The sequence below is a fragment of the Pseudomonas sp. TE50-2 genome, assembly GCF_040813665.1.
Classification (GTDB): domain Bacteria; phylum Pseudomonadota; class Gammaproteobacteria; order Pseudomonadales; family Pseudomonadaceae; genus Aquipseudomonas; species Aquipseudomonas soli.
This window is the reverse complement of record NZ_JBFNXN010000001.1, coordinates 3,471,238-3,495,757: the sequence shown is the minus strand read 5'-3', so window position 1 is coordinate 3,495,757 and position 24,520 is coordinate 3,471,238. Positions and strand designations below refer to the sequence as shown.

Annotated in this window: 16 protein-coding genes; 2 read left to right on the top strand and 14 right to left on the bottom strand. The window is 64.0% G+C overall.

Going from position 1 to position 24,520, the window contains the following annotated elements; genetic code table 11:
- Positions 1-53: 53 nt before the first annotated feature.
- The 7 genes from AAHK21_RS15960 to pip form a co-directional block, all read right to left on the bottom strand.
- On the bottom strand, positions 54-788 hold the full coding sequence (locus AAHK21_RS15960; protein ID WP_367858995.1) for an amino acid ABC transporter ATP-binding protein: 735 nt from the start codon (positions 786-788) through the stop codon (positions 54-56).
- On the bottom strand, positions 781-1,743 hold the full coding sequence (locus AAHK21_RS15955) for an amino acid ABC transporter permease (RefSeq protein ID WP_367857750.1): 963 nt from the start codon (positions 1,741-1,743) through the stop codon (positions 781-783). The genes AAHK21_RS15960 and AAHK21_RS15955 overlap by 8 nt, the downstream gene beginning before the upstream one ends.
- Positions 1,744-1,821: 78 nt before the next feature.
- Positions 1,822-2,619 carry a transporter substrate-binding domain-containing protein gene (locus tag AAHK21_RS15950; RefSeq protein WP_167335937.1) on the bottom strand — a complete coding sequence of 266 codons (798 nt, stop codon included), beginning with the start codon at positions 2,617-2,619 and terminating at the stop codon, positions 1,822-1,824.
- Between the two features lie 267 nt (positions 2,620-2,886).
- Positions 2,887-5,454 carry a glucans biosynthesis glucosyltransferase MdoH gene (gene mdoH, locus AAHK21_RS15945; protein WP_367857749.1) on the bottom strand — a complete coding sequence of 856 codons (2,568 nt, stop codon included), beginning with the start codon at positions 5,452-5,454 and terminating at the stop codon, positions 2,887-2,889.
- Positions 5,447-7,183: a glucan biosynthesis protein G gene (locus tag AAHK21_RS15940; RefSeq protein WP_367857748.1), complete on the bottom strand. Its 1,737-nt coding sequence runs from the start codon at positions 7,181-7,183 to the stop codon at positions 5,447-5,449. The genes mdoH and AAHK21_RS15940 overlap by 8 nt, the downstream gene beginning before the upstream one ends.
- A gap of 262 nt (positions 7,184-7,445) precedes the next feature.
- Entirely contained in the window at positions 7,446-7,883 is a 438-nt protein-coding gene (gene dtd / locus AAHK21_RS15935) for a D-aminoacyl-tRNA deacylase (RefSeq protein ID WP_046853901.1), read from the bottom strand.
- Positions 7,880-8,851 carry a prolyl aminopeptidase gene (pip, locus tag AAHK21_RS15930; RefSeq protein ID WP_046853900.1) on the bottom strand — a complete coding sequence of 324 codons (972 nt, stop codon included), beginning with the start codon at positions 8,849-8,851 and terminating at the stop codon, positions 7,880-7,882. Before pip ends, dtd begins: the two co-directional genes overlap by 4 nt.
- 149 nt (positions 8,852-9,000) lie before the next feature.
- Here pip and AAHK21_RS15925 point away from each other — a divergent pair, with 149 nt between their 5' ends.
- On the top strand, positions 9,001-14,595 hold the full coding sequence (locus tag AAHK21_RS15925) for an NEL-type E3 ubiquitin ligase domain-containing protein (protein WP_367857747.1): 5,595 nt from the start codon (positions 9,001-9,003) through the stop codon (positions 14,593-14,595).
- Positions 14,596-14,640: 45 nt separating this feature from the next.
- On the opposite strand, the gene hutG is transcribed toward AAHK21_RS15925, so the two are convergent.
- The 7 genes from hutG to hutC form a co-directional block, all read right to left on the bottom strand.
- On the bottom strand, positions 14,641-15,444 hold the full coding sequence (gene hutG / locus AAHK21_RS15920) for an N-formylglutamate deformylase (protein WP_367857746.1): 804 nt from the start codon (positions 15,442-15,444) through the stop codon (positions 14,641-14,643).
- A gap of 10 nt (positions 15,445-15,454) precedes the next feature.
- Positions 15,455-16,660: an imidazolonepropionase gene (hutI, locus tag AAHK21_RS15915; protein ID WP_367857745.1), complete on the bottom strand. Its 1,206-nt coding sequence runs from the start codon at positions 16,658-16,660 to the stop codon at positions 15,455-15,457.
- Between the two features lie 19 nt (positions 16,661-16,679).
- A complete protein-coding gene (locus AAHK21_RS15910; RefSeq protein ID WP_046853896.1) occupies positions 16,680-18,083 on the bottom strand; it encodes an amino acid permease in 1,404 nt (467 codons plus the stop codon).
- Between the two features lie 67 nt (positions 18,084-18,150).
- Positions 18,151-19,683 carry a histidine ammonia-lyase gene (hutH, locus tag AAHK21_RS15905; RefSeq protein WP_046853895.1) on the bottom strand — a complete coding sequence of 511 codons (1,533 nt, stop codon included), beginning with the start codon at positions 19,681-19,683 and terminating at the stop codon, positions 18,151-18,153.
- A gap of 85 nt (positions 19,684-19,768) precedes the next feature.
- Complete coding sequence (hutU, locus tag AAHK21_RS15900) at positions 19,769-21,442, bottom strand: urocanate hydratase (RefSeq protein ID WP_038706939.1); 1,674 nt, start codon at positions 21,440-21,442, stop codon at positions 19,769-19,771.
- Positions 21,443-21,689: 247 nt separating this feature from the next.
- Positions 21,690-22,262 carry a HutD family protein gene (locus AAHK21_RS15895; RefSeq protein WP_367857744.1) on the bottom strand — a complete coding sequence of 191 codons (573 nt, stop codon included), beginning with the start codon at positions 22,260-22,262 and terminating at the stop codon, positions 21,690-21,692.
- A complete protein-coding gene (gene hutC, locus AAHK21_RS15890) occupies positions 22,259-22,969 on the bottom strand; it encodes a histidine utilization repressor (protein WP_167659468.1) in 711 nt (236 codons plus the stop codon). Before hutC ends, AAHK21_RS15895 begins: the two co-directional genes overlap by 4 nt.
- Positions 22,970-23,113: 144 nt before the next feature.
- On the opposite strand from hutC, the gene AAHK21_RS15885 reads away from it, so the two are divergent.
- Positions 23,114-24,478, top strand: coding sequence for a formimidoylglutamate deiminase (locus AAHK21_RS15885; protein ID WP_367857743.1), 1,365 nt, complete (start codon positions 23,114-23,116; stop codon positions 24,476-24,478).
- Positions 24,479-24,520 lie beyond the last annotated feature (42 nt).

Genomic DNA, 24,520 nt, shown 5'->3' with positions numbered 1-24,520 from the left:
CCCCCAACGCAAGGCGTTAGGATTGCCGAGGGGCTGCAGTGCAGCCCCACTTTTTATAGCACCTGCCTCAGGAACGCCTGGGCCCGCGGGTCCTTCGGCGCGGCGAAGAACTGCTGGGGCGGCGAATCCTCCAGCAGCTTGCCGTGATCGAAGAACAACACTCGGTCAGCCACTTCCCGGGCAAAGCCCATCTCGTGCGTCACGCAGACCATGGTCATGCCTTCCTGGGCCAGGGTCTTCATCACATCGAGGACTTCACCGACCATTTCCGGGTCGAGCGCCGAGGTCGGTTCGTCGAACAGCATCACCTTCGGCTCCATGGCCAGGGCACGGGCAATGGCCACCCGCTGCTGCTGACCGCCAGAAAGGCGCGACGGGTACTCGTTGGCTTTCTGGGCGATACCGACCTTTTCCAGCAACGCCCGGGCCTTGGCTTCGCGCTCAGCCTTGTTGCGCTTGCGTACCACCTTCTGCGCCAGGCACAGGTTTTCCAGCACAGTCATGTGCGGGAACAGGTTGAAGTGCTGGAACACCATGCCGACTTCACGGCGGTAGGCGTTGATGTCGGTCTTCGGGTCGTCCAGCTGCACGCCGTTGATGGACACATGGCCCTGGTCGAAATGCTCCAGGCCGTTCAGGCAACGCAGGAAGGTGGACTTGCCCGAGCCGGACGGCCCCAGCACCACCACCACTTCGCCCTTGGCGACCTGGGTGGTGACGTTGTCCACCGCACGCACCACCTGGCCGCGGGTGTCGAAGACTTTCAGCAGGTCACGGACTTCAATCACTTTGCGCAAGCCTCCGCTCGAGCCGGCTGGCGATGTGCGACAGCGGCAGGTTGATCAGCAGGTACAGGCCCGCCACGCAGAACCAGATCTCGAAGGTCGAGAACGAAGTGGTGATGGCCTCGCGACCGCTCTTGGTCAGCTCGGTGATGGCGATCACCGACACCAGCGAGGTGTCCTTGACCAGGCTGATGAACTGCCCGGCCAGCGGTGGCAGCACGCGCTTGAAGGCCTGGGGCAGGATCACATGGCGCATGGACTGCGCACCGTTCAGGCCCAGCGAGCGTGCCGCCTCGTTCTGGCCCTTGGCGATCGACTGCACCCCGGCGCGGACGATCTCGGCCACGTAGGCGCCGGTGAACAGTGCCAGCGCCGCCACCCCGGCAAACTCGCGGGACAGGTTGAGCACGGTGCCGATGAAGAAGTAGAAGATGAAGATCTGTACCAGCAGCGGCGTGCCGCGCACCAGTTCGACATAGACCGTGGACAGGTCACGCAGGGTGGGGTTGCTCGACAGCCGGCAAAGCCCGGCGAACAGGCCGATCACCAGGCCCAGGGCGCCGGATATGACCGAGATCCACAGCGTGGTCCAAAGGCCCCATGCCAGGGGGCCGGCGGCCCAGTGGCGGGTGACGCCGATGGCATCGCCCTCGGCGACGTCGTCGCCACGGGCCAGCAGCATGCTGTCCTTGGCCACTTCGACGACCTGGGTGTCGCCGCTCTCGTCCATCAGAGTGACCCGGGCGTTGTCGCCGGACACCACGATTTCCTCGACCGTGCCAGGGTTGGCGGCACGCTGGGTTTCCTCGGCCTTGTAGGCGAAGTATTGCGGAACGCGGTTCCAGCGCCACTCGTAGGAAATCATCGAGGTGGCCAGGTACAGGCTGATCGCCAGGCCCACCAGGACCAGCGCGGTCAGCCCGTGCCAGGGCCACTGTGCTTTCTTGTGTTTGATCACGTGGGGTACTTCCGTAAATGCGAACGCGCAGGGCTTGCCTGCGCGTCGAGGTCAGCGCTTGGGTTTTTGGCCCGGGCCTTATTCCATTTCCTTCAGCCAGTCCTTGTTCTTGAACCACTTGTCGTGGATACGATCGTAGGTCCCGTCATGCTTGATCTGGTGCAGGAAGTTGTTGATGTAGTTGATGCTGTCGTAGTCGCCCTTCTTCAGGCCGAAGGCCAGCGGCTCATAGGTGAAGGGTTCTTCCAGGAACACCAGCTTGCCGGCGCCGGCCTTCTCCACCGCCACCACGTTGTAGGGCGAGTCGTAGACGAAGGCGTCGGCCTTGCCATTGACCACGTCCATCACCCCTTCCTGCTCGTTGTCGTAGCCGTGGTACTTGGCTTTGCCGATCAGCTTCTTCGCGACCATCTCGCCGGTGGTGCCAAGCTTGGAGGTGAGGCGGTACTTCTCGTTGTTCAGGTCCTTGTACGACTTGATCTCGCCCGCCAGCTCCTTGCGGATCAGCAGGGTCTGGCCGACGACGATGAAGGGCTCGCTGAAGTTCAGGCGCAGGTTGCGCTCCTGGGTCAGGGTCATGCCACTGCCGATGAAGTCGAACTTGTCGGTCATCAAAGCAGGGATGATGCCGTCGTAGGCGGTGGAGACCATCTCCAGCTTGACGCCCATGGACTTGGCCATGGCCTTGAGGATATCGACCTCGAAGCCGATGATCTCGCCACGCTTGTTGGTCATTTCGAACGGCATGTAGGTCGGGTCCATGCCCACACGCAGGGTGCCGCGCTTGACCGCGTCATCGATGGCGCCGGCCTGGGCGGTGGCTACCGCGATCAGGGCGGTCGCACCTACCAGCAGTCGCGACAGGTATTTCTTCATCATCACCAAGTCCCCTAGCAAGAAGTACGCAGATTTTTTTTGTAAGCACGGTCCTACAGACCGATGCGTAATGTCGGGACGGATGCTAACGCATGCGAAGGCCGGGACCTAGAGCCGGTGGGGACTTTGTTGGCCAAAAATCGATGAAGGTAAAACAATCGCGGGGCAAGTCGGGCCGCCGCATCGCCGCTCCCACGCAGCGCTGATACGGCGTGGGAGCGGCGATGCGGCGGCCCGACTTGCCCCGCGATTATCGGTGCGATGCAATCAAGCCAGTGCTGGCTGGACCACGTGCTCCGGATGCAGCGGCAGCAACGGCGAGTGCGGATCGTTGGCGATGGAAGCGCGCCATACATCGATCCACGCCGTGTTGTGCCCGGCCCATACCTGCTCGTGCAGGCGCGACAGCGCCACCGGGTCGCTGAGCAGCGCCAGGCGGGTGTTTAGGTCCAGACCCTGTGGCCCAACTTCCAGCGCCTTGGCCACACGCTCAACGCGCAGCGCCTCGATCGGCGCCGCCTGGCCGTGACGCGCCGTGGCCATGGCGCAGGCCAGGGCGTTCTGGCGCGGGTCGACCACGGCCCGGACGAAGCCGTCGTGCAGGGCATGCCAGCGGTTCTCGTGGGTGTACTGGTCGGTGGCCAGCAGCTCCTGCGGCGTGGCGTACTCCTCGGGGATGAGGAACAGCTTCTCGTCCTTGGCCGCCAGGCCCAGGCGGGTACGGCTGGAGATCACCGAAACCGGGATCGACAGCACCAGCGAGCCGACGATCGGCGCCAACCACCAGAGGAAGCTCGGGTTCAACCAGGCCACCAGGCCGGCCCAGGCGATGCCCAGCAGGGTCTGCGGACCATGGCGACGTACCGCCTCGCTCCACGGAGTCGAGTCATCGTCACGCTGCGGCGAGTTCCAGGTCGCGGCCCAGCCGAGGAACGCGGCCAGCACGAAACGGGTGTGGAAGATCATCCGCACCGGTGCCAGCAGCATGGAGAACAGCATCTCCATCAGCATCGACAAGGTGACCTTGATGCGACCGCCAAACTCGGTGGCGCCCTTGGCCCAGATCAGGATGACGCTGAGCAGCTTGGGCAGGAACAGCAGCACGATGGTGGTGGAGAACAGCGCGATGGCTTTTTCCGGGTGCCACTGCGGCCACAGCGGGTAGAGCTGGAACGGCTCGATGAAGTACTGCGGCTCCATCAGGGTGTTGGTCGCCAGCAGCGCGGTCGACAGCACCAGGAACAGGAACCACAGCGGCGCCGACAGGTACGACATCACCCCGGTGAGGAACACCGCGCGGTGCACCGGGTGCATGCCCTTGACCAGGAACAGGCGGAAGTTCATCAGGTTGCCGTGGCACCAGCGACGGTCGCGCTTGAGCTCGTCGAGCAGGTTCGGCGGCAGCTCTTCGTAGCTGCCCGGCAGGTCGTAGGCAATCCACACGCCCCAGCCGGCACGGCGCATCAACGCGGCTTCGACGAAGTCGTGGGAAAGGATCGCACCGGCAAACGCGCCCTTGCCCGGCAACGGCGCCAGGGCGCAGTGCTCAATGAACGGCTTCATGCGGATGATCGCGTTATGGCCCCAGTAGTGCGACTCGCCCAGCTGCCAGAAGTGCAGGCCGGCGGTGAACAGCGGGCCGTACACGCGAGTGGCGAACTGCTGCATGCGCGCATACAGGGTATCCATGCCCGAGGCTTTCGGCCCGGTCTGGATGATGCCGGCATCCGGGTTGGCCTCCATCAGGCGCACCAGGCTGCTCAGGCACTCGCCGCTCATGACGCTGTCGGCGTCGAGCACGACCATGTACTTGTAATCGCCGCCCCAGCGACGGCAGAAGTCGTCGAGGTTGCCGCTCTTGCGCTTCACCCGGCGCCGGCGGCGACGGTAGAAGATGCGGCCGAAGCCCTTGGTCTCGCGACACACGTCCAGCCAGGCCTGTTGTTCGGCCACGGCGATATCGGTGTCGTTGGTATCGCTGAGCACGAAGAAGTCGAAACGATCGAGGTTGCCGCTGGCGGCCACCGACTCGAAGGTCGCCCGCAGGCCTGCGAACACCCGTGGCACGTCTTCGTTGCAGATCGGCATCACCAGCGCGGTACGCGCCTCGGCGGGAATCGGCTCGTTGCCGGCGCTGCTGCCGGAGATGCGGTACTTGTCACGCCCGGTGAGCAGCTCGAGGAAGCCCATCAGCGCGGTCCAGAAGCCCGCCGACACCCAGCAGAACAGGATGCCGAAGAGGATCAGGATGGACGTCTGCAGCGCATACGGCCACACCTGCACCACGGTGTCCCACAGCGGCTGGTGGATGACTTCGTCGAGGTCGACGAACGACCAGCCCTGGTAAGGCAGGATGCCCTTCATGTACCAGCCGGCGACGATGGTCTGGCCGATCATCAGGGTGAGCAGGATATAGCGGCGGATCGAGCCGACCGTGCGCCAGCGCGCCGGCGGCAGCTCGCGTTTGGGCGGCTGCGGGGCGTTGGTGCGGCCGGTCATGCGCCGCCACATGCGGATCAGCACGTTGGTGCGCCACGGCTCGGGCACCACCTTGGTGCGCTTGATCGGTGGGGCGATCTTCAGGCACAGGCGGCCGCTGCCATCGACGCCGAGCATCTCGGCCTCTTCCAGTTCGGCGGCGCTGCCTACGGTAAGACGGGCCCCCACCGAAGCCTGGACGGCCTCGGCGGTGGCGGCGGCCGGGTTGGCCGCCAGACGTTGGTGCAGCTCGCTGAACGAAGTGCAACGGGCGAGTTCCGCGCGTTGCTCGTCACTCAGGGGGAGGTGGGCCAGGTATTCGCCAAGCGATTCCGGCCTTGCGCTTGAGTTACTCATCGGCAGGCAACTGATAGCTCCAGGTCTCGGTCAGCACCTTCTCGGTGGTGGCCGGGGCCCCGTTGGTGGATGCCGCGTCGGCGGCGGGTTGCTCGGCAGCCTGCTCGGCCTTGGCTTTCTCAGCCTTGGCGTGGGCGTGCTTGGCCGCGGCCTTGTCCTGCTTGGTTTCCTTGGCGGGCTTCGGTTGCTCGACCGGCACGTCACGCAGCAGCGCGGCGCGCATCTCGGTGGACTTCTTCGGATCCTGCACCTTCAGGCGCAGGGTCAGGCGCCAGCCTTTGGTTTCCGGGTTGTAACGCAGATTGTTCTCGACCACTTCGGCGTTGTCGCCGACGCTGACCTGGCTGCGCACGGCGGTATCAGCCGGCAATGCCGCGAGGTTCGGGCCGATGAAATCGACCAGCAGGGCAACGCTGCCGTCGGTCTGACGGATCAGGTTGGACTGCTTGACGTCACCGGCGGAGCGCAGGGTCTGCTTGACCCAGCCCAGTTCCTGCGAGTGCAGCTGGTCTTCCTTGATGGTCCAGCGCAGGCGGTAGTCGTATTCGAACGGTTTGCCTGGCTCCGGAAGCTTTTCCGGGCTCCAGAAGGCCACGATGTTGTCGTTGGTCTCGTCGGCGGTCGGAATCTCGACCAGGTCGACGGTGCCTTTGCCCCAATCACCCTTCGGCTCGATCCAGGCGCTCGGACGCTTTTCGTACTCGTCGTCGAGGTCTTCGTAGTCGCTGAAGGCCCGCTGACGCTGCAGCAGGCCGAAACCACGCGGGTTCTCGACGCTGAAGTTGCTCACAGCCAGGTGTTTCGGGTTGTTCAGCGGGCGCCACAGCCACTCGCCGTTGGCGGCATGGATAGCCAGGCCTTCGGAATCGTGCAGGGCCGGACGGTAGTTCATGACCTTCGACGGCTGGTTGGGGCCGAACAGGTACATGCTGGTCAGCGGGGCGATGCCCAGGCGGCTGACGTTTTCACGCAGGTAGACGCGCGACTTGACGTCGACCAGGGTGTCCTCGCCCGGACGCAGGGTCAGCTTGTAGGCACCGGTGGAGCGCGGCGAGTCGAGCAGTGCGTAGATCACCAGGTGCTTGTCGTTCGGCTTGGGCTTCTCGATCCAGAATTCGCGGAAACGCGGGAATTCCTCGCCCGACGGCAGTGCGGTGTCGATGGCCAGGCCACGGGCCGACAGGCCATAGCGGTGGCCTTTGCCGACCACGCGGAAGTAGCTGGCGCCAAGCAGGGTCATGATCTCGTCCTGCTTGTCAGCCTTGTTGATCGGGAAGAGCACACGGAAACCGGCATAGCCGAGGTTCTTGGTGGCATCAGCGTCATGGGGCACGTCACCGAACTCGAAGCGGCTCGGGTCGTACTTGATTTCCTTGACCTTGTTGGCAGTGATCTCGTTGATGGTCACCGGCGTGTCGAAATGCATGCCCTGGTGATAGAAGGACAGCTTGAACGGCGTCTTGTCCTTGGCCCACTCGGCCTTTTCCTGCAGGAAGCGGATTTTCTGGTAGTCGGCGTACTTCATGTCGCGGAACACCGGCGGCAGGTTGCTCTTCGGTGCCTCGAACTTCTGACCGGCCAGATCCTTTGCCTTGGCTGCAACATCGTCCAGATTGAATGCCCACAGCTGGCCCGCGCTCATCAGGCCGACCAGCGCCACGCCGGCCAACAGGGCCTTGCGCAGCCGGGTACCGGGGATTCTAGGTGCAATACAGGGGCTTACAATCACGAGCAATCCTCGCCGAAAACAGATCATGAAACCAACGGCCAGCGACAAATGCCGGGTTGGCGAGCACTGTTCGGACCCCGTGAGGGCGTAATGATTCCCCAAACGGATCCTGACAATGCTCGAGTCAAAGTGAAACGAACCTGCGAACGCAGGTTCATGCAGCGCGCGATTATCCAGCAGGTCGCGTTACAACGCATCAGGCTGAACAAACTATTTATCGTACAAAACCCCTTGTTTTCGCCAAACAAAGGGTTTTTTGACCTCATATTTGTAACATAAATGTTACCGGGCCATCATTGACCAGATGCACCTGCATGTCAGCGCCGAAGCGACCACTGGCCACCTGCGGGTGCTGACCTTGTGCCTGATTCAAAAGATAGTCGAAAAGCGCAGCGCCAAGGGCCGGTGGCGCAGCCGTCGAAAAGCTCGGGCGCATGCCGTTGCGGGTGTCGGCGGCCAGGGTGAACTGTGACACCAGCAACAGGCCACCGCCGACATCCTTGAGCGAGCGGTTCATCTTGCCCTGCTCGTCGCTGAACACTCGATAGTTCAGCAGCTTGTGCAGCAGTTTGTCGGCATGCTCGGGCGAATCGCCAGGCTCGACCGCCACCAGCGCCAGCAACCCTTGGTCGATGGCCCCGACGATCTCCCCCGCCACTTCCACCCGTGCGCCGCGCACACGCTGGATCAGCCCTTTCATGCCTCTTCCAGGGGCAGGTCGAGCAGACGGCGAGCCATCTGGTCGGCGGCGCGCACCAAGGCGTCGGTGATGCCCGGTTCGGAGGCGGCGTGACCGGCGTCGCGGATCACCTTCAATTCACTGTTCGGCCAGGCCTGGTGCAGCTCCCAGGCGTTGTCCAGCGGGCAGATCACATCGTAGCGGCCATGCACGATCACCGCCGGCAGATGGGCGATCTTCGGCATGTCGCGGATCAGCTGGTCCTGCTCGAGGAACGCATTGTTGGTGAAGTAATGGCATTCGATGCGGGCGATGGACAGGGCACGCTGCGGTTCGGAGAAGCGGTCGACCACCAACGGGTTCGGCCGCAGGGTGGCGGTACGGCCTTCCCAGGTGGACCAGGCCTTGGCCGCGTGCATCTGGGCGATCTGGTCGTTGCCAGTCAGGCGCTTGTGGAAGGCCTTGACCAGGTCGCCACGCTCTTCCGGTGGAATCGGTGCGATGTAGTCCTGCCAGTAATCGGGGAACAGACGGCTGGCACCTTCCTGGTAGAACCAGCTGATTTCCTGCGGACGGCACAGGAAGATACCGCGCAGGATCAGCCCATGCACGCGCTCGGGGTGGGTCTGGGCATAGGCCAGGGCCAGGGTGGAGCCCCAGGAGCCGCCGAACAGTACCCATTTGTCGATGCCAAGGTGCTCGCGGATACGCTCCAGGTCCTCGACCAGGTGCCAGGTGGTGTTGTTCTCCAGGCTCGCGTGGGGCGTGGAGCGGCCACAGCCGCGCTGGTCGAAGGTGATGATGCGGTACAGGTTGGGATCGAAGTAGCAACGGCTCTGGGCGTCGCAACCGGCGCCCGGGCCGCCGTGGATGAACACCACGGGCAGACCTTCCGGCGAGCCGCTTTCATCGACGTACAGCACATGCGGCGCTTCCACGGCCAGATCGTGCCGGGCGTAGGGTTTGATCTGCGGGTAGAGGGTCTGCATCGCGCACTCCGTGTGAGGTTTGGTTCGGCCGTGGGCCATCATAAACCCGAATTGCGCTTTGAGCATGTGTCTAAGCAAGATCATCTTATGTGCAAGGCGCAGACACGGCTCAATAGCATGAGGGAACTCAATCAACACGAGATGCCCTCATGCTCGACCCGGCCAACGCTGCAACCTCCGAACCTGGTCTCTATCACCAACTGATCAGCCGCAAGTTACCCGGCTGGCTGATCGACGCTCAGCCGGAGCAACGGCAACTCCTGCGCCAGGCGGCAAGCCAACGCGACCCACAGCTCGAACGCGCATGCGAGGACAACCCGGCGGTGGCCAAGGCACTGGCGCAAACCTATGGCCAGCACCTGCAGGCTGAAGCCGACCTGAAGACACTTCTGGCGGGCCTGCCCCAGCTGGAGCAATACGCCACTGAGCTGCTGTCGAACGAGATCCGCCAGCGCTTCGACCAGCAGATCGAGGTTTCGACAACCTACCTGATGAATCTGACCAGGGCCGCGGCCATCACAGAGACGCGGTCCAGCCTGACCAGCGATCCGTTCGCCACTTCAGCCCGAGCCCTGAAACTGGCGACTCAATCCCTGCTGCACAGCGCCCTGCAGAATTTCGAGGCCTTCGAAGCTCGACCTGGGGGCTTGAAAGCTGGCAACAAAGAGTCGGCCATCCTCGACAGGAAGGATCTCAGCCTCGCCTCTCAAGCCGTCAGGCTGCCCATCGCTGCAGAAGACTTCGCGGCGCTGGCACGTAAGCTGGATATCGGCGGCAAGTACCAAACGTTGCTCGACTCGCTCGATCCCCCCGCCAACCACCCAGACGCAGAAGCCGTTCGGAGCGTGTTCACGGCTGCCGAGCGTTCTACATTCTGCTTGCACGTTCACCACGCCTTTTTACTGGGCAAGATTGGCAATGCCATCCACGATACCTTGCTGAAACTCGCGAGCGACGACAAAGTCGAACACGGCGGGCGCCCTGTGCTGTGTGGCAGCATCACGCTGCTGCACACCACTCTCACCGGCGCGATGACGATTGGAATCGACGCTCGCATCCCAACAGGTGCCGGGCGCTTCCCACCCGGCCCGGTGTATCCCTATGACGGCTGGCTGGTGCTTTACCTCCCAGGCCTCCCCGAGCCGCTGACCTGCCATGCCTCCCGGGCCGATGCCGAAGCGTTCCTGGCCAAGCAGTTGCCAGCATTTCGCCAGGCGAACCACCAGCAACTGATACCCGACCGGCACCGGAGCAGTTTCCTCGACAGACTCACCGACACGCTTGAACCCTATACCTGGAACGCCAGCGGCCAGTACAAGGAACACCTACCCGCCCCCAACCCCGAGATCAGCCTGCACGTACAACCCTTCACCAGGCCGTGCATGGACGAGCGAGTCACTCAACGACAGCAGCGCCTGCGCGACGATGGACTGTTCCACGCCGTGCCGACGGCAACGATGGACAAGCAGACCGCCCGAAGGCACATCGCCTACTTCAAGGCTATCGCGTTAAACACCCTGAATTTCGCGGGTATGTTCATAGCACCGTTAGGTGCCGTGATGCTCGGGGTAACCGCAGTGCAACTGCTCAACGAAACCTTCGAGGGCATTGGCAGCTGGCTCGACGGGGATCGCGAGCAAGCACTGCAGTACCTGATGGATGTGATCGAGAACGTCGCCATCATGGCGGCGCTGGCGGCGGTTCACCGTGGCAACGGCACACCGGTGGTCGAGCGAATACCGGTGGAGACACCGTCCTTCATCGAAGAGCTCCAGCCCGTCGAGATGCCTGACGGTGAACGCCGCCTGTGGAAACCCGACCTGGCCGCCTTCCACCACGACAAAGTGCTGCCGGCCGGACTCAAGCCCGACGAATTCGGTTTGATCCACCACGAAGGCAAAACCTGGCTGCCGGTCGAGGAGCGGGTGTACTCGGTCAAGCGCGCAGACAATGGGTATCGCCTCGAACACCCTGGCCGCGCCAACAGCTACCAACCGACGGCGCTGCACAACGGCGCAGGGGCGTGGCTGCTTCCCACCGAGCAACCGCGAAGCTGGGCCGACATGCGTCTGTTCCGCCGGCTTGGACACCTGCAGGTCAGCTTCGATGGACGTACCGCCAAGCAGATACTGCGTGTCAGCGGCAGCGACGAGCACATGCTGCGCAACATTCTGTGTCACAACCAGAGGCTACCGGCGCTGCTGGAAGACACGATGGAGCGCTTTGCCATGGACCAGCACATACAGCAGGCGCTTCCCGAGGCCTCGGTCATGGCGCGCAGCGCCGAGTTCACGCACCGCACCCAGGCAGTCATCGTCCCCCTTTCCGCTCACGCGGCGCTGCTTCGAAGGGTCTACCCGAAACTGCCTGTCAGGCTTTGCGAAGAACTGGCGCGCAATGCCTCGTACGCCGAACGACACATGCTGACTGCAGGTAAGGTACCTGGTCGCCTGGCTGGGGAAATTCGGCTCTATCAACAACAGGTGCGCCTGGCCCGTGCCTACGAAGGCCTGTATCTGGATTCCACGCGTAGCTGGGACAGCGACCGTCTGGCCCTGCGCATGCTCGAACGGCTGCCAGGCTGGCCCAAAGACCTGCGGGTGGATCTGCACCATCGCCAGGTTTCCCCGCAACGCATCGACAGTATCGGCCCCGAGAAAACCAGCTCGACAGTATCGCTAACCAGTGCCTGGGCGGGCTATCTGGAAACCCCGACGGCCGAGACCCCGGATGAGCAGATTCGCATCCACGACAGCCTGTACGGCGCAGTGTTCGACGCGTTGACCGACTCGCATAAATTGGCGCTGGGCATCGATTCGGCGTCAGCTCTGCACGAGCGGGTGCAGGATGCTCCCCTGCTACCGCGCGCCGAACTGCGCAAAGTCTTCAACATGCAGCCACCGGTGTTCCGTTCGCCCATGCGTCTGGCCGATGGGCGGCTGGGCTACCGCCTGAACGGTGACGGGAAACTTCCAGAAGCGCAGAGCAGGAGCAGCTTGTTGTCGCAACTTGACGACATGAGCTTGGCACCCGAATTCTCCGTATCCTCGGCGCGTGTCCTGGTGGCCCTGGAAAACGCTGGCCGGTCACCCTCGCAAATACAGGCGCGGATCGATCAATTGCGTGTCGAGCGCCAGGAGCTGCGCCAGAGTTTGGACGAGGCCTTCACCGGCCCTAACCAGGTGTTGGCTCTCGGAGCCAGTCTCGCCAATCGACAAGAGATCGAAATGGCCCTGTGGCAGCACTGGATTCATAGTGCAGTGCCCGAACTCGACGAGTCAGCAGGGATACTGCGGCTTTCCAGAATGTTCATCGCCGAGTTCCCCCGGCAGTTGCCTGCCTTCATCGGTTTACGGGTCAACCGCTTGCAGCTGGACGACATCGCCCTCGATCACTCACCCGACAGCAGCTTGGCCTGGACAGATTTCGAAGCGCAACTGAGCAATATCTTCGGGCACTTCCCAAATCTGTCAGCCCTGGAGATCAGCCGTCATTACGACCCGCTCGCTGGCGGCTCGGAGTTCGCCAACAGCCTGCCGCTGATCGTCAGTAGTTTTCCACAGCTCGATGAACTGAGACTGATCAACCAGAACCTGACGTTCTACCCGCTGGACTTCGAGCGCTTCGCCTCTCGCACTCAGTTGAGCTATCTGGACCTGAGCGGCAACCGCCTTGCTCCACTCACGCGCTTCAGCCTCCCGGACTGGTATCTGGATTACCTGGGTCTGGAGCGGATGGCACTGGCGCAGTGGCCGGACTGGCTTGACGCGGCAGCGCTGGAACGGATCGGCACCTTGTCGCTGCAACACAACAGCCTGACCCGCGTACCGACACTGCTACTGGAAAACGCCGAAAGCGAGAGCACGCACACCCGTGTACTGCTCGATGGCAATGCCATACGCCCGGCGCAGTTGCTGGATATGCACCGCAGCCAGACAAACCTGCGTCGCCGGTTCGTTTTCAGCCTGGGGCACAATCTCGTCATCGAGCAGTATCAAGCGCTACGCGACACCCTGGACCAGTGGAGCATGGCCTCCACGTCCACGTCGGTGCCTGACGGCCAAACGGCAAACGCCCGAGCCAGAATCGCCCAATCTATCCTCGACTTCTGGGAACGCCGTGTCCGTGACGACTCCCTGAGCCCCTGGCACCTGGATGACTTCAGTGTTGAACACTTCCCACCTTCACTGCCGGAGTTCTTCATCCGCTGCGCCGATATTGTCCGACTAACCCGCATGCAGGGCACGCCAGAGCAGCTTGACCAGTGGCTTGAGCGTTTCACGCACATCACCCATTTGACCCTCGACAGCCATGTCCAGCCGCTTTCGCGGCTACCCGAGGCACTGACCCGGCTGCCCGCGCTCAGCCGCTTGAGCGTGATCAACCAGGGACTGGAAATCGACAATCAGGCGATGCGCGTGATCGCACGCATACCCGCCTTGCGGGAACTGGACATCTCTGGCAACCGGCTGAGCCCGGAATTGCGTAGCCTCAATGGCATGGCCCCACGCCTTGATCGCCTTGCACTGCGCAACATGGGATTGGAAAGCTGGCCGACCTGGCTGGACAACCTGATGCCCAGGTACACCTTGGACCTGCGGGAAAACCGCCTGACCACCCTGCCCCAGACGATTCTCGAAAACCCGCCAAGCACGTTCGGCAGCACTGCCATCCTGTTGACCGACAACCCGTTGACCCCCGCGACGATGCGCGCAGCGCACCTGTCACAGCGCTACGATCGGACCTTCACCTTCGACATGGACTTGCCCTTCGACATTCTCAGCGCGTCGCCGATGGGTATCGAGCCTGGCGTTGCCTTCGGCAGCTCGCTGGGCAGCCTCGGTAGCACGGGCAGTACCGGCAGCTACCATCGCCATGGCTTTGCCCCCTGGACGCCGATGCTAGAGATGGATGCCAGCCCTTGGCTTGAGGGTGCCGGCAGCTTGCGCCAGTCACGGGACGCGCAGTGGCAGCAAATTCGCCAGGCCGGTGATGCGGACAACCTGCTGCAACTGATCACCCAGCTGACAACAGCCGTGCCCTATCGCAACACCGACACCAGGCCAGCCATCATAGAGCGTGTCTGGCGTGTCCTGGCAACGGCAGCGAACCAGCCAGATGAACGTGAGGTGTTCGATGCGATTGCTGCCGAGGCCATCCGCGAAGGCACCTGCCCGGACGGGATCTTGCTGCAGTTCCAGCAGGTCGAGCAGATGCACATGATTGCCCAGACTGCCCTGGATACGACCGGGGCGGATCGCGAGTCGCGCCTCTATCGTTTGCTGCGCCGCCATTTCCGCCAAGAGCGCCTCGACGAAATCGCCAGCGCCAGGTCACTGCACCAGGATGCCGCCGAAGTCCGCCTGGCTTATCGGCGTCTGCTGGCCTCGCGCCTGGACCTGCTGAGCCCGGCTGACGAAATGATGTTCGGTGCCGACGTGAGTTCGGCAGATGCCACGGATGCTGCGTTACGGATATGGGAGGCTGAGGAGGGGGAGGACTTCCTGACGTTCGCCGGCTATACGCCGTTCTGGGTCGATTACCTGCGCGAGGTCTACGCTGGCGATTTTGAGCGGTTCGAAACGAAGTTCCAGAGCGCAGTGAACAACCTGCAATACGACCATCCAGAGGCCAGCCTGGATGAACTGGAGGCGCCGACCCGTGCGTTGGAGGCTCAGCGCGACCGACAGGAGGCAAACCTGATCGCCGAGCTGACCCAGCGCATCCGCGCCGAGCACCACTAGCCGCAAGCCAGCGCCCGCAGCTACGGCGCTGGCCATTGCTGCATGTCAGCGCCCGTAGCGCTCACGCCCCCATTGCAAGGTGGCTTCCAGCAGGCCGCGCAAGACCGACTGGGTGGGGTGTGCCAGCTCCTCGCGATAGGTGAAAGGTTCCACTTCATCCATGTAGGTGCTCTGCGCCAGCTCCAGTTGCACCGCATGGATGTCGTTCGCCGGATCGCCGTAATGCCGGGTGATATGCCCACCCTTGAAACGGCCATTGAGCACATGGCTGTAGCCCTGCGCCTCAGCGCACACGCCCTCCAGCCGTTGAGCCAGCTCCGGGTCGCAACTTGCACCGTTGAAGGTGCCAAGGTTGAAGTCCGGCAGCTTGCCGTCGAACAGGTGCGGAATCAGCGAGCGGATCGAATGGGCATCCCACAACAAGGCGTAGCCGAAGTGCTCGCGCAGACGCTCCAGCTCGTTGCGGATGGTGTCGTGGTAAGGGCGCCAGATCTGCTCCAGGTACTGTTTGCGCTGCTCGCCAGTCGGTTCCAGCCCGTCCTTGAACAGCGGCTCGCCCTCGAACAACGTGGCCGGATACAGACCGGTGGTGGCACCGGCATACAGTGGCTTGTCGTCATCCGGCCGGTTGAGGTCAATGACGAAACGCGAATACTCCGCCGCCACCACGCTGGCGCCCAGGTCGCGGGCGAAGTCGTACAGGCGCGGGATGTGCCAGTCGGTGTCCGGCAGGCTGCGCGCCTGGTCCACCAGGCCATCGCGCACAGCATCGGTCAGGCCCAGCCCGGCGTGGGGCATGCTGATCAGCAGCGGCAGACGGCCCTGGTGAAAACTCAATACCTTGTCCATATGCCCTCGCTCAATTGGATATCTCATGGCCCAGGCGCACCACGCGCTTGGGCAGGTCGCCGCCGAGCCAGTAGCTGAGGTCGGCGGGGCGTTCGATCTGCCAGGCGATGAAGTCCGCGACCTTGCCCTCTTCCAGCGAGCCATGGCTATCGCCCAGGCCCAGCGCCGTGGCGGCGTGCACGGTGACACCGGCCAAAGCCTCCTCCGGGGTCATGCGGAAACAGGTGCAGCCCATGTTCAACATCAGGCGCAGCGACAGCCCTGGCGAGGTGCCGGGGTTGAGGTCGCTGGCCAGGGCGATCTTCACGCCGTGCCGGCGCAGGGCATCCATCGGCGGAAGCTGGGTTTCGCGCAGGAAGTAGAACGCCCCCGGCAGCAGCACCGCCACTGTGCCGGCTTCGGCCATGGCAATGGCGTCTTCTTCGGTCATGAACTCCAGGTGATCGGCCGACAGAGCGTGGTAACGCGCCGCCAGGCTCGAACCGTGCAACGACGACAGTTGCTCGGCGTGCAGTTTCACCGGCAGTCCCAACTCACGAGCCTTGATGAATACCCGCTCGACCTGGGCTGGGGAGAACGCCAGGTGCTCACAGAACGCATCCACCGCGTCCACCAGGCCCTCGGCAGCCAATGCCGGGAGCATGACGTCGCAGATATGGGCGATGTAGTCGTCGGCCCGCCCCGCATATTCGGGCGGCAGGGCATGGGCCGCCAGGCAGGTGCTGCGCACGGTCACGGGCAGTTCCTCGCCCAGGCGCCGGGCGACACGCAACATCTTGCGCTCGCTCTCGAGGTCCAGGCCGTAGCCGGACTTGATCTCGATCGTGGTCACGCCGTCGCGCATCAGCGCCTGGACGCGCTGACGGGCACTGGCCAGCAGATCGTCCTCGCTGGCGGCACGAGTAGCCCGCACGGTGCTGGCGATGCCGCCGCCCTGGGCCGCGATCTCGGCATAGCTGACGCCTTGCAGGCGCTGCTCGAACTCGCCGCTGCGGTTGCCGCCGAACACCGCATGGGTGTGGCAATCAATCAACCCCGGGGTGACCCAGGCACCGCCGAGATCGACGATGCGATCGGCCGCCACCGGCGGCACCTCGTCACGCGGGCCGATCCATTCGATCAGGCCTGCGCTGGTGACGATCGCCGCGTCCTCGATGATCGAGTAGCGGCCCTCGGCCATGGTTGCCGCATGGCAGTGCTGCCAGAGGGTTCTCATCAGGATCTCCTTGTAAGACTCAGCGGTGCAGCTCGGCAGGCTCGCGAACCGGCTCGCCATCGCCTGCGCGCGGCTTGCACCACAGCAGGTAGGAAGCGACCAGGAACACGACCCAGATAACGCCGACGATCAATGCCGCCTGGGTATCCGGGAAGTAACCCAGCACACCGAAGATGAACAGCATGAAGGCAATGGCCATGGCCGGGCCATAAGGCCAGAACGGCACGGGGAACTTGAGTTGGGCGACTTGTTCGCGGCTCATGCTGCGACGCATGGCTACCTGGGTGACCAGGATCATCAGCCACACCCACACGGTGGCGAAGGTGGCGATCGACGCGATCAGCAGGAACACGTTCTCCGGGATCAGGTAGTTGAGCAGCACGCCGACCAGCAGCGCCGCGCCCATCACCACCACGGTCATCCACGGCACGCCGTGCCTGGACAGCTTGCCAAAGCCACGCGGCGCCTGGCCGTGCTGGGACAGGCCGTACATCATCCGGCCAGCGCCGAAGATGTCGCTGTTGATCGCGGAAATGGCTGCCGAAATCACCACGATGTTAAGCACCGCCGCCGCCGAGCCAATCCCCAGGTTGCTGAAGATCTGCACGAACGGGCTGCCCTGGCTGCCGATCTGCGGCCAGGGGTACAGGCACATCAGCACGAACAGGGTCAGCACGTAGAACAGCAGGATGCGCAACGGCACGGCGTTGATCGCTTTCGGGATCACGCGTTGCGGGTCTTTCGCTTCACCTGCGGTGACGCCGATGATCTCGATGCCGCCGAAGGCGAACATCACCACGGCGAACGAGGCGATCAGGCCACTGACGCCATTGGGCATGAAGCCGCCATGTTCGAACAGGTTGCTCACCCCGACCGCATGCCCGCTGCCCACCTGGCTGAAGCCGAAGGCCATGATGCCGAGACCTGCGAGGATCATCGCGACGATGGCGCCGACCTTGAGCAGCGACAGCCAGAACTCCATCTCGCCGAACACCCGCACGTTGCACAGGTTCAGGCCGCCGATCAGGAAGACAATACCGAGTACCCAGATCCAGCGTGCCACTTCGGGGAACCAGAAGCCCATGTAGATCCCGAAGGCCGTGACGTCGGCGATGGCAACGATGACCATCTCGAAGGCGTAGGTCCAGCCGAGGATGAAGCCGGCCATGGGGCCGAGGTAGGTGCTGGCGTAGTGGCCGAAGGAGCCGGATACCGGATTGTGCACGGCCATTTCGCCGAGGGCGCGCATGACCATGAACACCGCGGCGCCGCCGATCAGGTAGGCCAGCAGCACGGCCGGGCCGGCCATCTGGATGGCCGAGGCCGAACCGTAGAAAAGCCCGGTACCGATTGCCGAACCGAGCGCCATGAAACGGATGTGCCGGGCCGATAGCCCGCGCTTGAGACCTTGAGCTTGTTGCATGTCACGTCCTTATTGTTGTTCTGGTCGTGATATCGGGATGGGGGCCGCTTTGCGGCCCCCGAGGGCGTTACAGGCTTGGCAGAACGCCAACCGGCAGCAGCCCGGTCAGCGTGCCTTTGGCCAGCAACGCGGCAGCCGCCTCGATATCCGGCGAGAAGAAACGGTCGCGGTCATAGTGCGGCACTTCGCGACGCAGCGCCTGGCGCGCCTGTTCCAGCTTGACCGAGGTCTTCAGGCCCTTGCGCAGGTCCAGGCCCTGGCAGGCGCCCAGCCATTCGATGGCCAGCACGCCACGGGTGTTCTCGGCCATTTCCCACAGACGCTTGCCGGCGGCCGGGGCCATCGACACATGGTCTTCCTGGTTGGCCGAAGTCGGCAGGCTGTCGACGCTGTGCGGGTGCGACAGTGCCTTGTTCTCGCTGGCCAGGGCGGCAGCGGTGACCTGGGCGATCATGAAGCCGGAGTTCACCCCACCGTTTTCCACCAGGAACGGCGGCAGCTGCGACATGTGCTTGTCCATCATCAGCGAGATGCGGCGCTCGCTCAGCGAGCCGATCTCGGCGATGGCCAGGGCCAGGTTGTCGGCAGCCATGGCCACGGGTTCTGCGTGGAAGTTGCCACCGGAGATCACGTCGCCCTCGGCGGCGAACACCAGCGGGTTGTCCGACACGGCGTTGGCTTCGATGCCCAGCACTTCGGCGGCCTGGCGGATCTGGGTCAGGCAGGCGCCCATGACTTGCGGCTGGCAGCGCAGGGAGTACGGATCCTGGACCTTGTCGCAGTTCTTGTGCGACAGCGAGACTTCGCTGGAGTCGCCCAGCAGGTCGCGGAAGCAGGCGGCGGTGTCGATCTGGCCACGCTGGCCGCGCACTTCATGGATGCGCGCATCGAACGGCGAGCGCGAACCCAGCGCCGCCTCGACGCTCAGACCGCCACAGGCGATGGCCGCGGCGTACAGGTCTTCGGCCTGGAACAGGCCACGCAGGGCATAGGCGGTGGAGGCCTGGGTGCCGTTGAGCAGGGCCAGGCCCTCTTTCGCGGCCAGGGTCAACGGCTCCAGGCCGGCGACGGCCAGGGCTTCGGTGGCCGGCAACCACTGCCCCTTGTAACGGGCCTTGCCTTCGCCCAGCAGCACCAGCGACATGTGCGCCAGCGGCGCGAGGTCGCCGGAGGCGCCGACCGAACCTTTCAGCGGGATGTGCGGATAGACTTCGGCGTTGACCAGGCCGATCAGCGCATCAATGACTTTGCGGCGGATACCGGAGAAGCCACGGCTGAGGCTGTTGATCTTGAGCACCATGATCAGCCGCACCAGGTCGTCGTCCAGCGGCGCGCCGATACCGGCGGCGTGGGACAGCACCAGCGAGCGCTGCAGGTTTTCCAGGTCGTGGCTGGCGATGCGGGTCGAGGCCAGCAGGCCGAAACCGGTGTTGATGCCGTAGGCGGTACGGTCTTCGGCGATGATCTGCTCGACGCAGGCGACGCTGGCGTCGATGGCGGGCGCGGCGCTGGCATCGAGCTGCAGGCGCACGGGCGCGGCGTGGATGGCGCGCAGCTGGGCCAGGGTCAGGGTGCCGGGCTTGAGGGTCAATTCGGTCACTTCGCTACTCCAATCGCATGGGGGCCATGGCCCCCTTCTTGTTGTTCAGTATCACCCGTGAAGGGTGCGATCCAAAGCGCGGCGATCAGCCGGTGATCATCGGCAGGTCCAGGCCCTGCTCCTTGGCGCAGTCGATGGCGATCTGGTAGCCGGCGTCGGCGTGGCGCATCACGCCGGTGCCCGGGTCGTTGGTCAGTACGCGGGCGATGCGCTCGGCGGCCTCATCGGTACCGTCGCAGACGATGACCATGCCCGAATGCTGGGAGAAGCCCATGCCCACGCCACCGCCGTGGTGCAGCGAAACCCAGGTGGCGCCGCCTGCGGTGTTGAGCAGGGCGTTGAGCAGCGGCCAGTCGGAGACCGCGTCGGAGCCGTCGCGCATGGCTTCGGTTTCGCGGTTGGGGCTGGATACCGAGCCCGAGTCCAGGTGGTCACGACCGATGACGACGGGAGCCGACAGCTCGCCGCTGCGCACCATCTCGTTGAACGCCAGGCCCAGCTTGGCGCGCAGGCCCAGGCCAACCCAGCAGATGCGCGCCGGCAGGCCCTGGAAGCTGATGCGCTCGCGGGCCATGTCCAGCCAGCGGTGCAGGTGGGCGTCGTCGGGGATCAGTTCCTTGACCTTGGCGTCGGTCTTGTAGATGTCCTCGGCATCGCCGGACAGCGCGGCCCAGCGGAATGGGCCGACGCCGCGGCAGAACAGCGGGCGGATGTACGCCGGGACGAAGCCCGGGAAGTCGAAGGCGTTGGCCACGCCCTCTTCCTTGGCCATCTGGCGGATGTTGTTGCCGTAGTCGAAGGTCGGGATGCCCTGCTTCTGGAAGTCGAGCATGGCTTGTACATGGACGGCCATCGATTGTTTGGCGGCCTTGACCACGCCTGCCGGGTCGGTCACAGCGCGGTCGCGGTACTGCTCCCAGGTCCAGCCAGCCGGCAGGTAGCCGTTGAGCGGGTCGTGGGCGCTGGTCTGGTCGGTGACCATGTCCGGGCGCACGCCACGCTTGACCAGCTCAGGCAGAATTTCGGCGGCGTTGCCGTGCAGGGCGATGGAGATGGCCTTGCCTTCGGCGGTGTACTTGGCGATGCGCGCCAGGGCGTCGTCCAGGTCAGTGGCCTGCTCGTCGACATAGCGGGTCTCGAGGCGGAAGTCGATGCGGCTCTGTTGGCACTCGATGTTCAGCGAGCAGGCGCCGGCAAGTGTTGCCGCCAGTGGCTGGGCGCCGCCCATGCCGCCCAGGCCCGCGGTCAGTACCCACTTGCCCTTGAGGCTGCCGTTGTAGTGCTGGCGGCCGGCCTCGACGAAGGTTTCATAGGTGCCCTGGACGATGCCCTGGCTGCCGATGTAGATCCAGCTGCCGGCGGTCATCTGGCCGTACATGGCCAGGCCTTTCGCGTCCAGTTCGTTGAAGTGTTCCCAGTTGGCCCAGTGCGGTACCAGGTTGGAGTTGGCGATCAGCACGCGCGGGGCATTGCTGTGGGTCTTGAACACGCCGACCGGCTTGCCCGACTGCACCAGCAGGGTTTCGTCGTCTTCCAGGCGGGTCAGGGTCTCGACGATCTTGTCGTAGCACTCCCAGTTGCGCGCGGCGCGGCCAATGCCACCGTATACCACCAGCTCTTTCGGGTTTTCGGCGACCTGCGGGTCGAGGTTGTTCATCAGCATGCGCAGCGGGGCTTCGGTGAGCCAGCTCTTGGCGGTCAGCTTGTTGCCACGCGGGGCACGGATTTCTACGTCACGGTACTTGTTGTTGTCAGTCACGGGGATGTCCTCTGCGGTCGTCCGACGGCATGTGTGTGTCGTGGTGACTATACAAACACACCTTTACTTGTATGTACAAGCATAGGCAACCAAAAAAGAGTGACCATTCCTCGGATGAAAAACGAAAAAGGGGCCGCTACGCGCCCCATCGCTGGCAAGCCAGCTCCCACAGGGTTCACTTGGCCCATGTGGGAGCTGGCTTGCCAGCGATGGGGCTGCACAGCAGCCCCCTTTCAGCGATGACAGATCAGTGTGAAATCAGCTCGATCAGGCAGAGTCGCCCCTGTACATCCATTTCCAACAACCCTTCATTGCCGTCGATTCGCAGACAGTCATACCGCTCAAGCTGCTGCGTCTGCTCCCCAGCCAGCCCCACCTCGACATGAGTGCTGGCGGCAAACAGCAACAGCGTCGAAGCCGAGCTGAACAGCCGATTCGAACCATCGAACCACTGCAACCGCGCCCGATACCGCTGCGGCGCATAAATCAGGTTGAAATCGCGAATCGCCCCGCCCAACAGCTTGCAGCTCACCTGGCTTTCACCACTGAAGGCGAAGGCGTCGAACGGCAGCAACGGCCTGCTGGCCTGGCCATCGACCAGCAGGCGCATGCCATCGCCCTGCAACACGGTAATGATCCGCTGATACCCGGTGAAGCTGGAAAAACCACCGGATTCCTCGATATCTGCGATCGACAGGCGCCAGCCGAAACCGTCCAGGCTATCGCCTGCGTCGCGGGTGATTTCTTCGGTGAAACCGCCACCGTTTTTCCAGGGCATGCGCGGATAATCCTGGGCACGCAACAGCTGCAACTGGGTCATTTGCTGAATCGTCCTTCCAGACGGTGACGGGAACCGGGATGGATCAGGCGCGCAGCGGTGACCGGCTGGCGTCCCGACCAGGTGCGACGGCGGATCAACAGGCACGGCTCGCCCCGCTCGATCTGCAGCAGCTTGCATTCTTCAGGTTCGGCAAGGATCGCCTCGACCACGTGCTCGCCTTCAGTGAGCGGCGCCACTTGCGACAAGTAGGCATAGGGCGTCTGCCGGGTGAAATCCTGTTTCAGGTAGTCGGGCGCAATGGCCGCGTTGACATAGCGGTCCTCAATCTGCACCGGCACGCCATTTTCGTAATGCACGATCAGCGAGTGGAAGACCCGCTGGCCTTCGCGCATGTCCAGGGCCAGGGCGCGTTCGGAACCGGCGGCTTCCTCGGCGAGCTTGATCACCTGGCAGCTATGCTGGTGGCCACGGCCGGCGATCTCGTCGGCGATGTTGTTGACCTCGAACAGCGCCGAGCGGCTCTTGGGTTCGGCGACGAAGGTGCCGACGCCCTGCATGCGCACCAGCAGGCCTTCGGCGGTGAGTTCGCGCAGGGCGCGGTTGATGGTCATGCGGCTGAAGCCCAGCTCGCTGACCAGTTCGCTTTCCGATGGCACCCGGTGATGAGGCGGCCAGCTGCCGCTCTCGATCTGCTGGATGATCATCTGTTTCACCCGGGCGTAGAGCGGCGCCGGCCCTTCGCCCATCTGGGCAACCAGCGCGGAGACAGGAAGTGTCGGCACGGCGTTGAATCCTTGTGCGGTTGGAGTGAACGGTAGCTTGCCGGAGTTTACCCGGCAGGCAAACGGCTGTATATGTATATACAAGTTAACAATAACAGGATTTCACCGATGCCCGCCTACTTCGCCGAACGCGCCCTGCTCCCTTCGGGCTGGGCCCGCAATGTCCGCCTGGAGGTCGCCGCCGACGGTCGGCTGGCCGCGATCATGGCCGATGCCGATGCCGAGGGCGCCGAGCGCCTGGCCGGGCCGCTGCTGCCGGGCATGCCCAACCTGCACTCGCACGCATTCCAGCGGGCCATGGCGGGGCTGGCGGAAGTGGCCGGCAATCCCAACGACAGCTTCTGGACCTGGCGCGAGCTGATGTACCGCCTGGTCGGCCGGATCACGCCGGAACAACTGCAAATGATCGCGCGCCAGCTGTATATCGAGATGCTCAAGGCCGGCTACACCTCGGTGGCCGAGTTCCACTATGTGCACCATGACCAGAACGGCCAGGCCTATGCCGACCCTGCCGAATTGTCACGGCGCATCAGCGCCGCCGCCGCCGCCAGCGGCATCGGCCTGACCTTGCTGCCGGTCCTGTACAGCCATGCCGGGTTCGGCGGCCAGGCGCCCAATGACGGGCAACGGCGCTTCATCAACTCAACCGAACAATACCTGCGCCTGCAACAGCAGCTAGCGCCATTGCTGGCACAACAGCCGGCGCAGGCACTGGGACTGTGCTTCCACTCGCTGCGCGCCGTGACACCGGGGCAGATCGCCGATGTGCTCGGTGCCAGCGACAAATCCTGCCCGATCCATATCCACATTGCCGAGCAACAGAAGGAAGTCGATGACTGCCTGGCCTGGAGCGGCCGCCGCCCGCTGCAATGGCTGTACGAGCATGTCGATGTCGATCAGCGCTGGTGCCTGGTCCACGCCACCCACGCCGAAGCCGACGAAGTCGCCGCCATGGCCCGCAGTGGCGCGGTGGCCGGGTTGTGCCTGACCACAGAGGCGAATTTGGGTGACGGCATCTTCCCGGCGGTGGACTACCTGGCCCAGGGCGGGCGGATGGGTATCGGCTCGGACAGCCATGTGTCCTTGAGCGTGGTCGAGGAACTGCGCTGGCTGGAGTACGGCCAGCGCCTGCGTGACCAGCGGCGCAATCGCCTGTATCACGCCGATCAGCCGATGGTTGGGCGCACCTTGTACGACGCCGCGCTGCTGGGCGGCGCCCAGGCGCTGGGGCAGCCGATCGGCGAGCTGGCCGTGGGCAAGCGGGCGGACTGGCTGGTACTGGACGGGCAGGATCCGTATCTGGCCGTGGCCGACGGCGATGCCATTCTCAACCGCTGGTTGTTCGCGGGTTCTGATCGCCAGGTGCGCGATGTGATGGTCAACGGGCAGTGGGTGGTGCGCCAAGGGCGGCATGAACAGGAGGAGCAAAGCGCGGCAGCGTTTGTACAAGTGCTGCGACAATTGCTGGACTGACAGTCGAAACATCGCGGGGCCCGCTCCCACTGGTACGTGTGG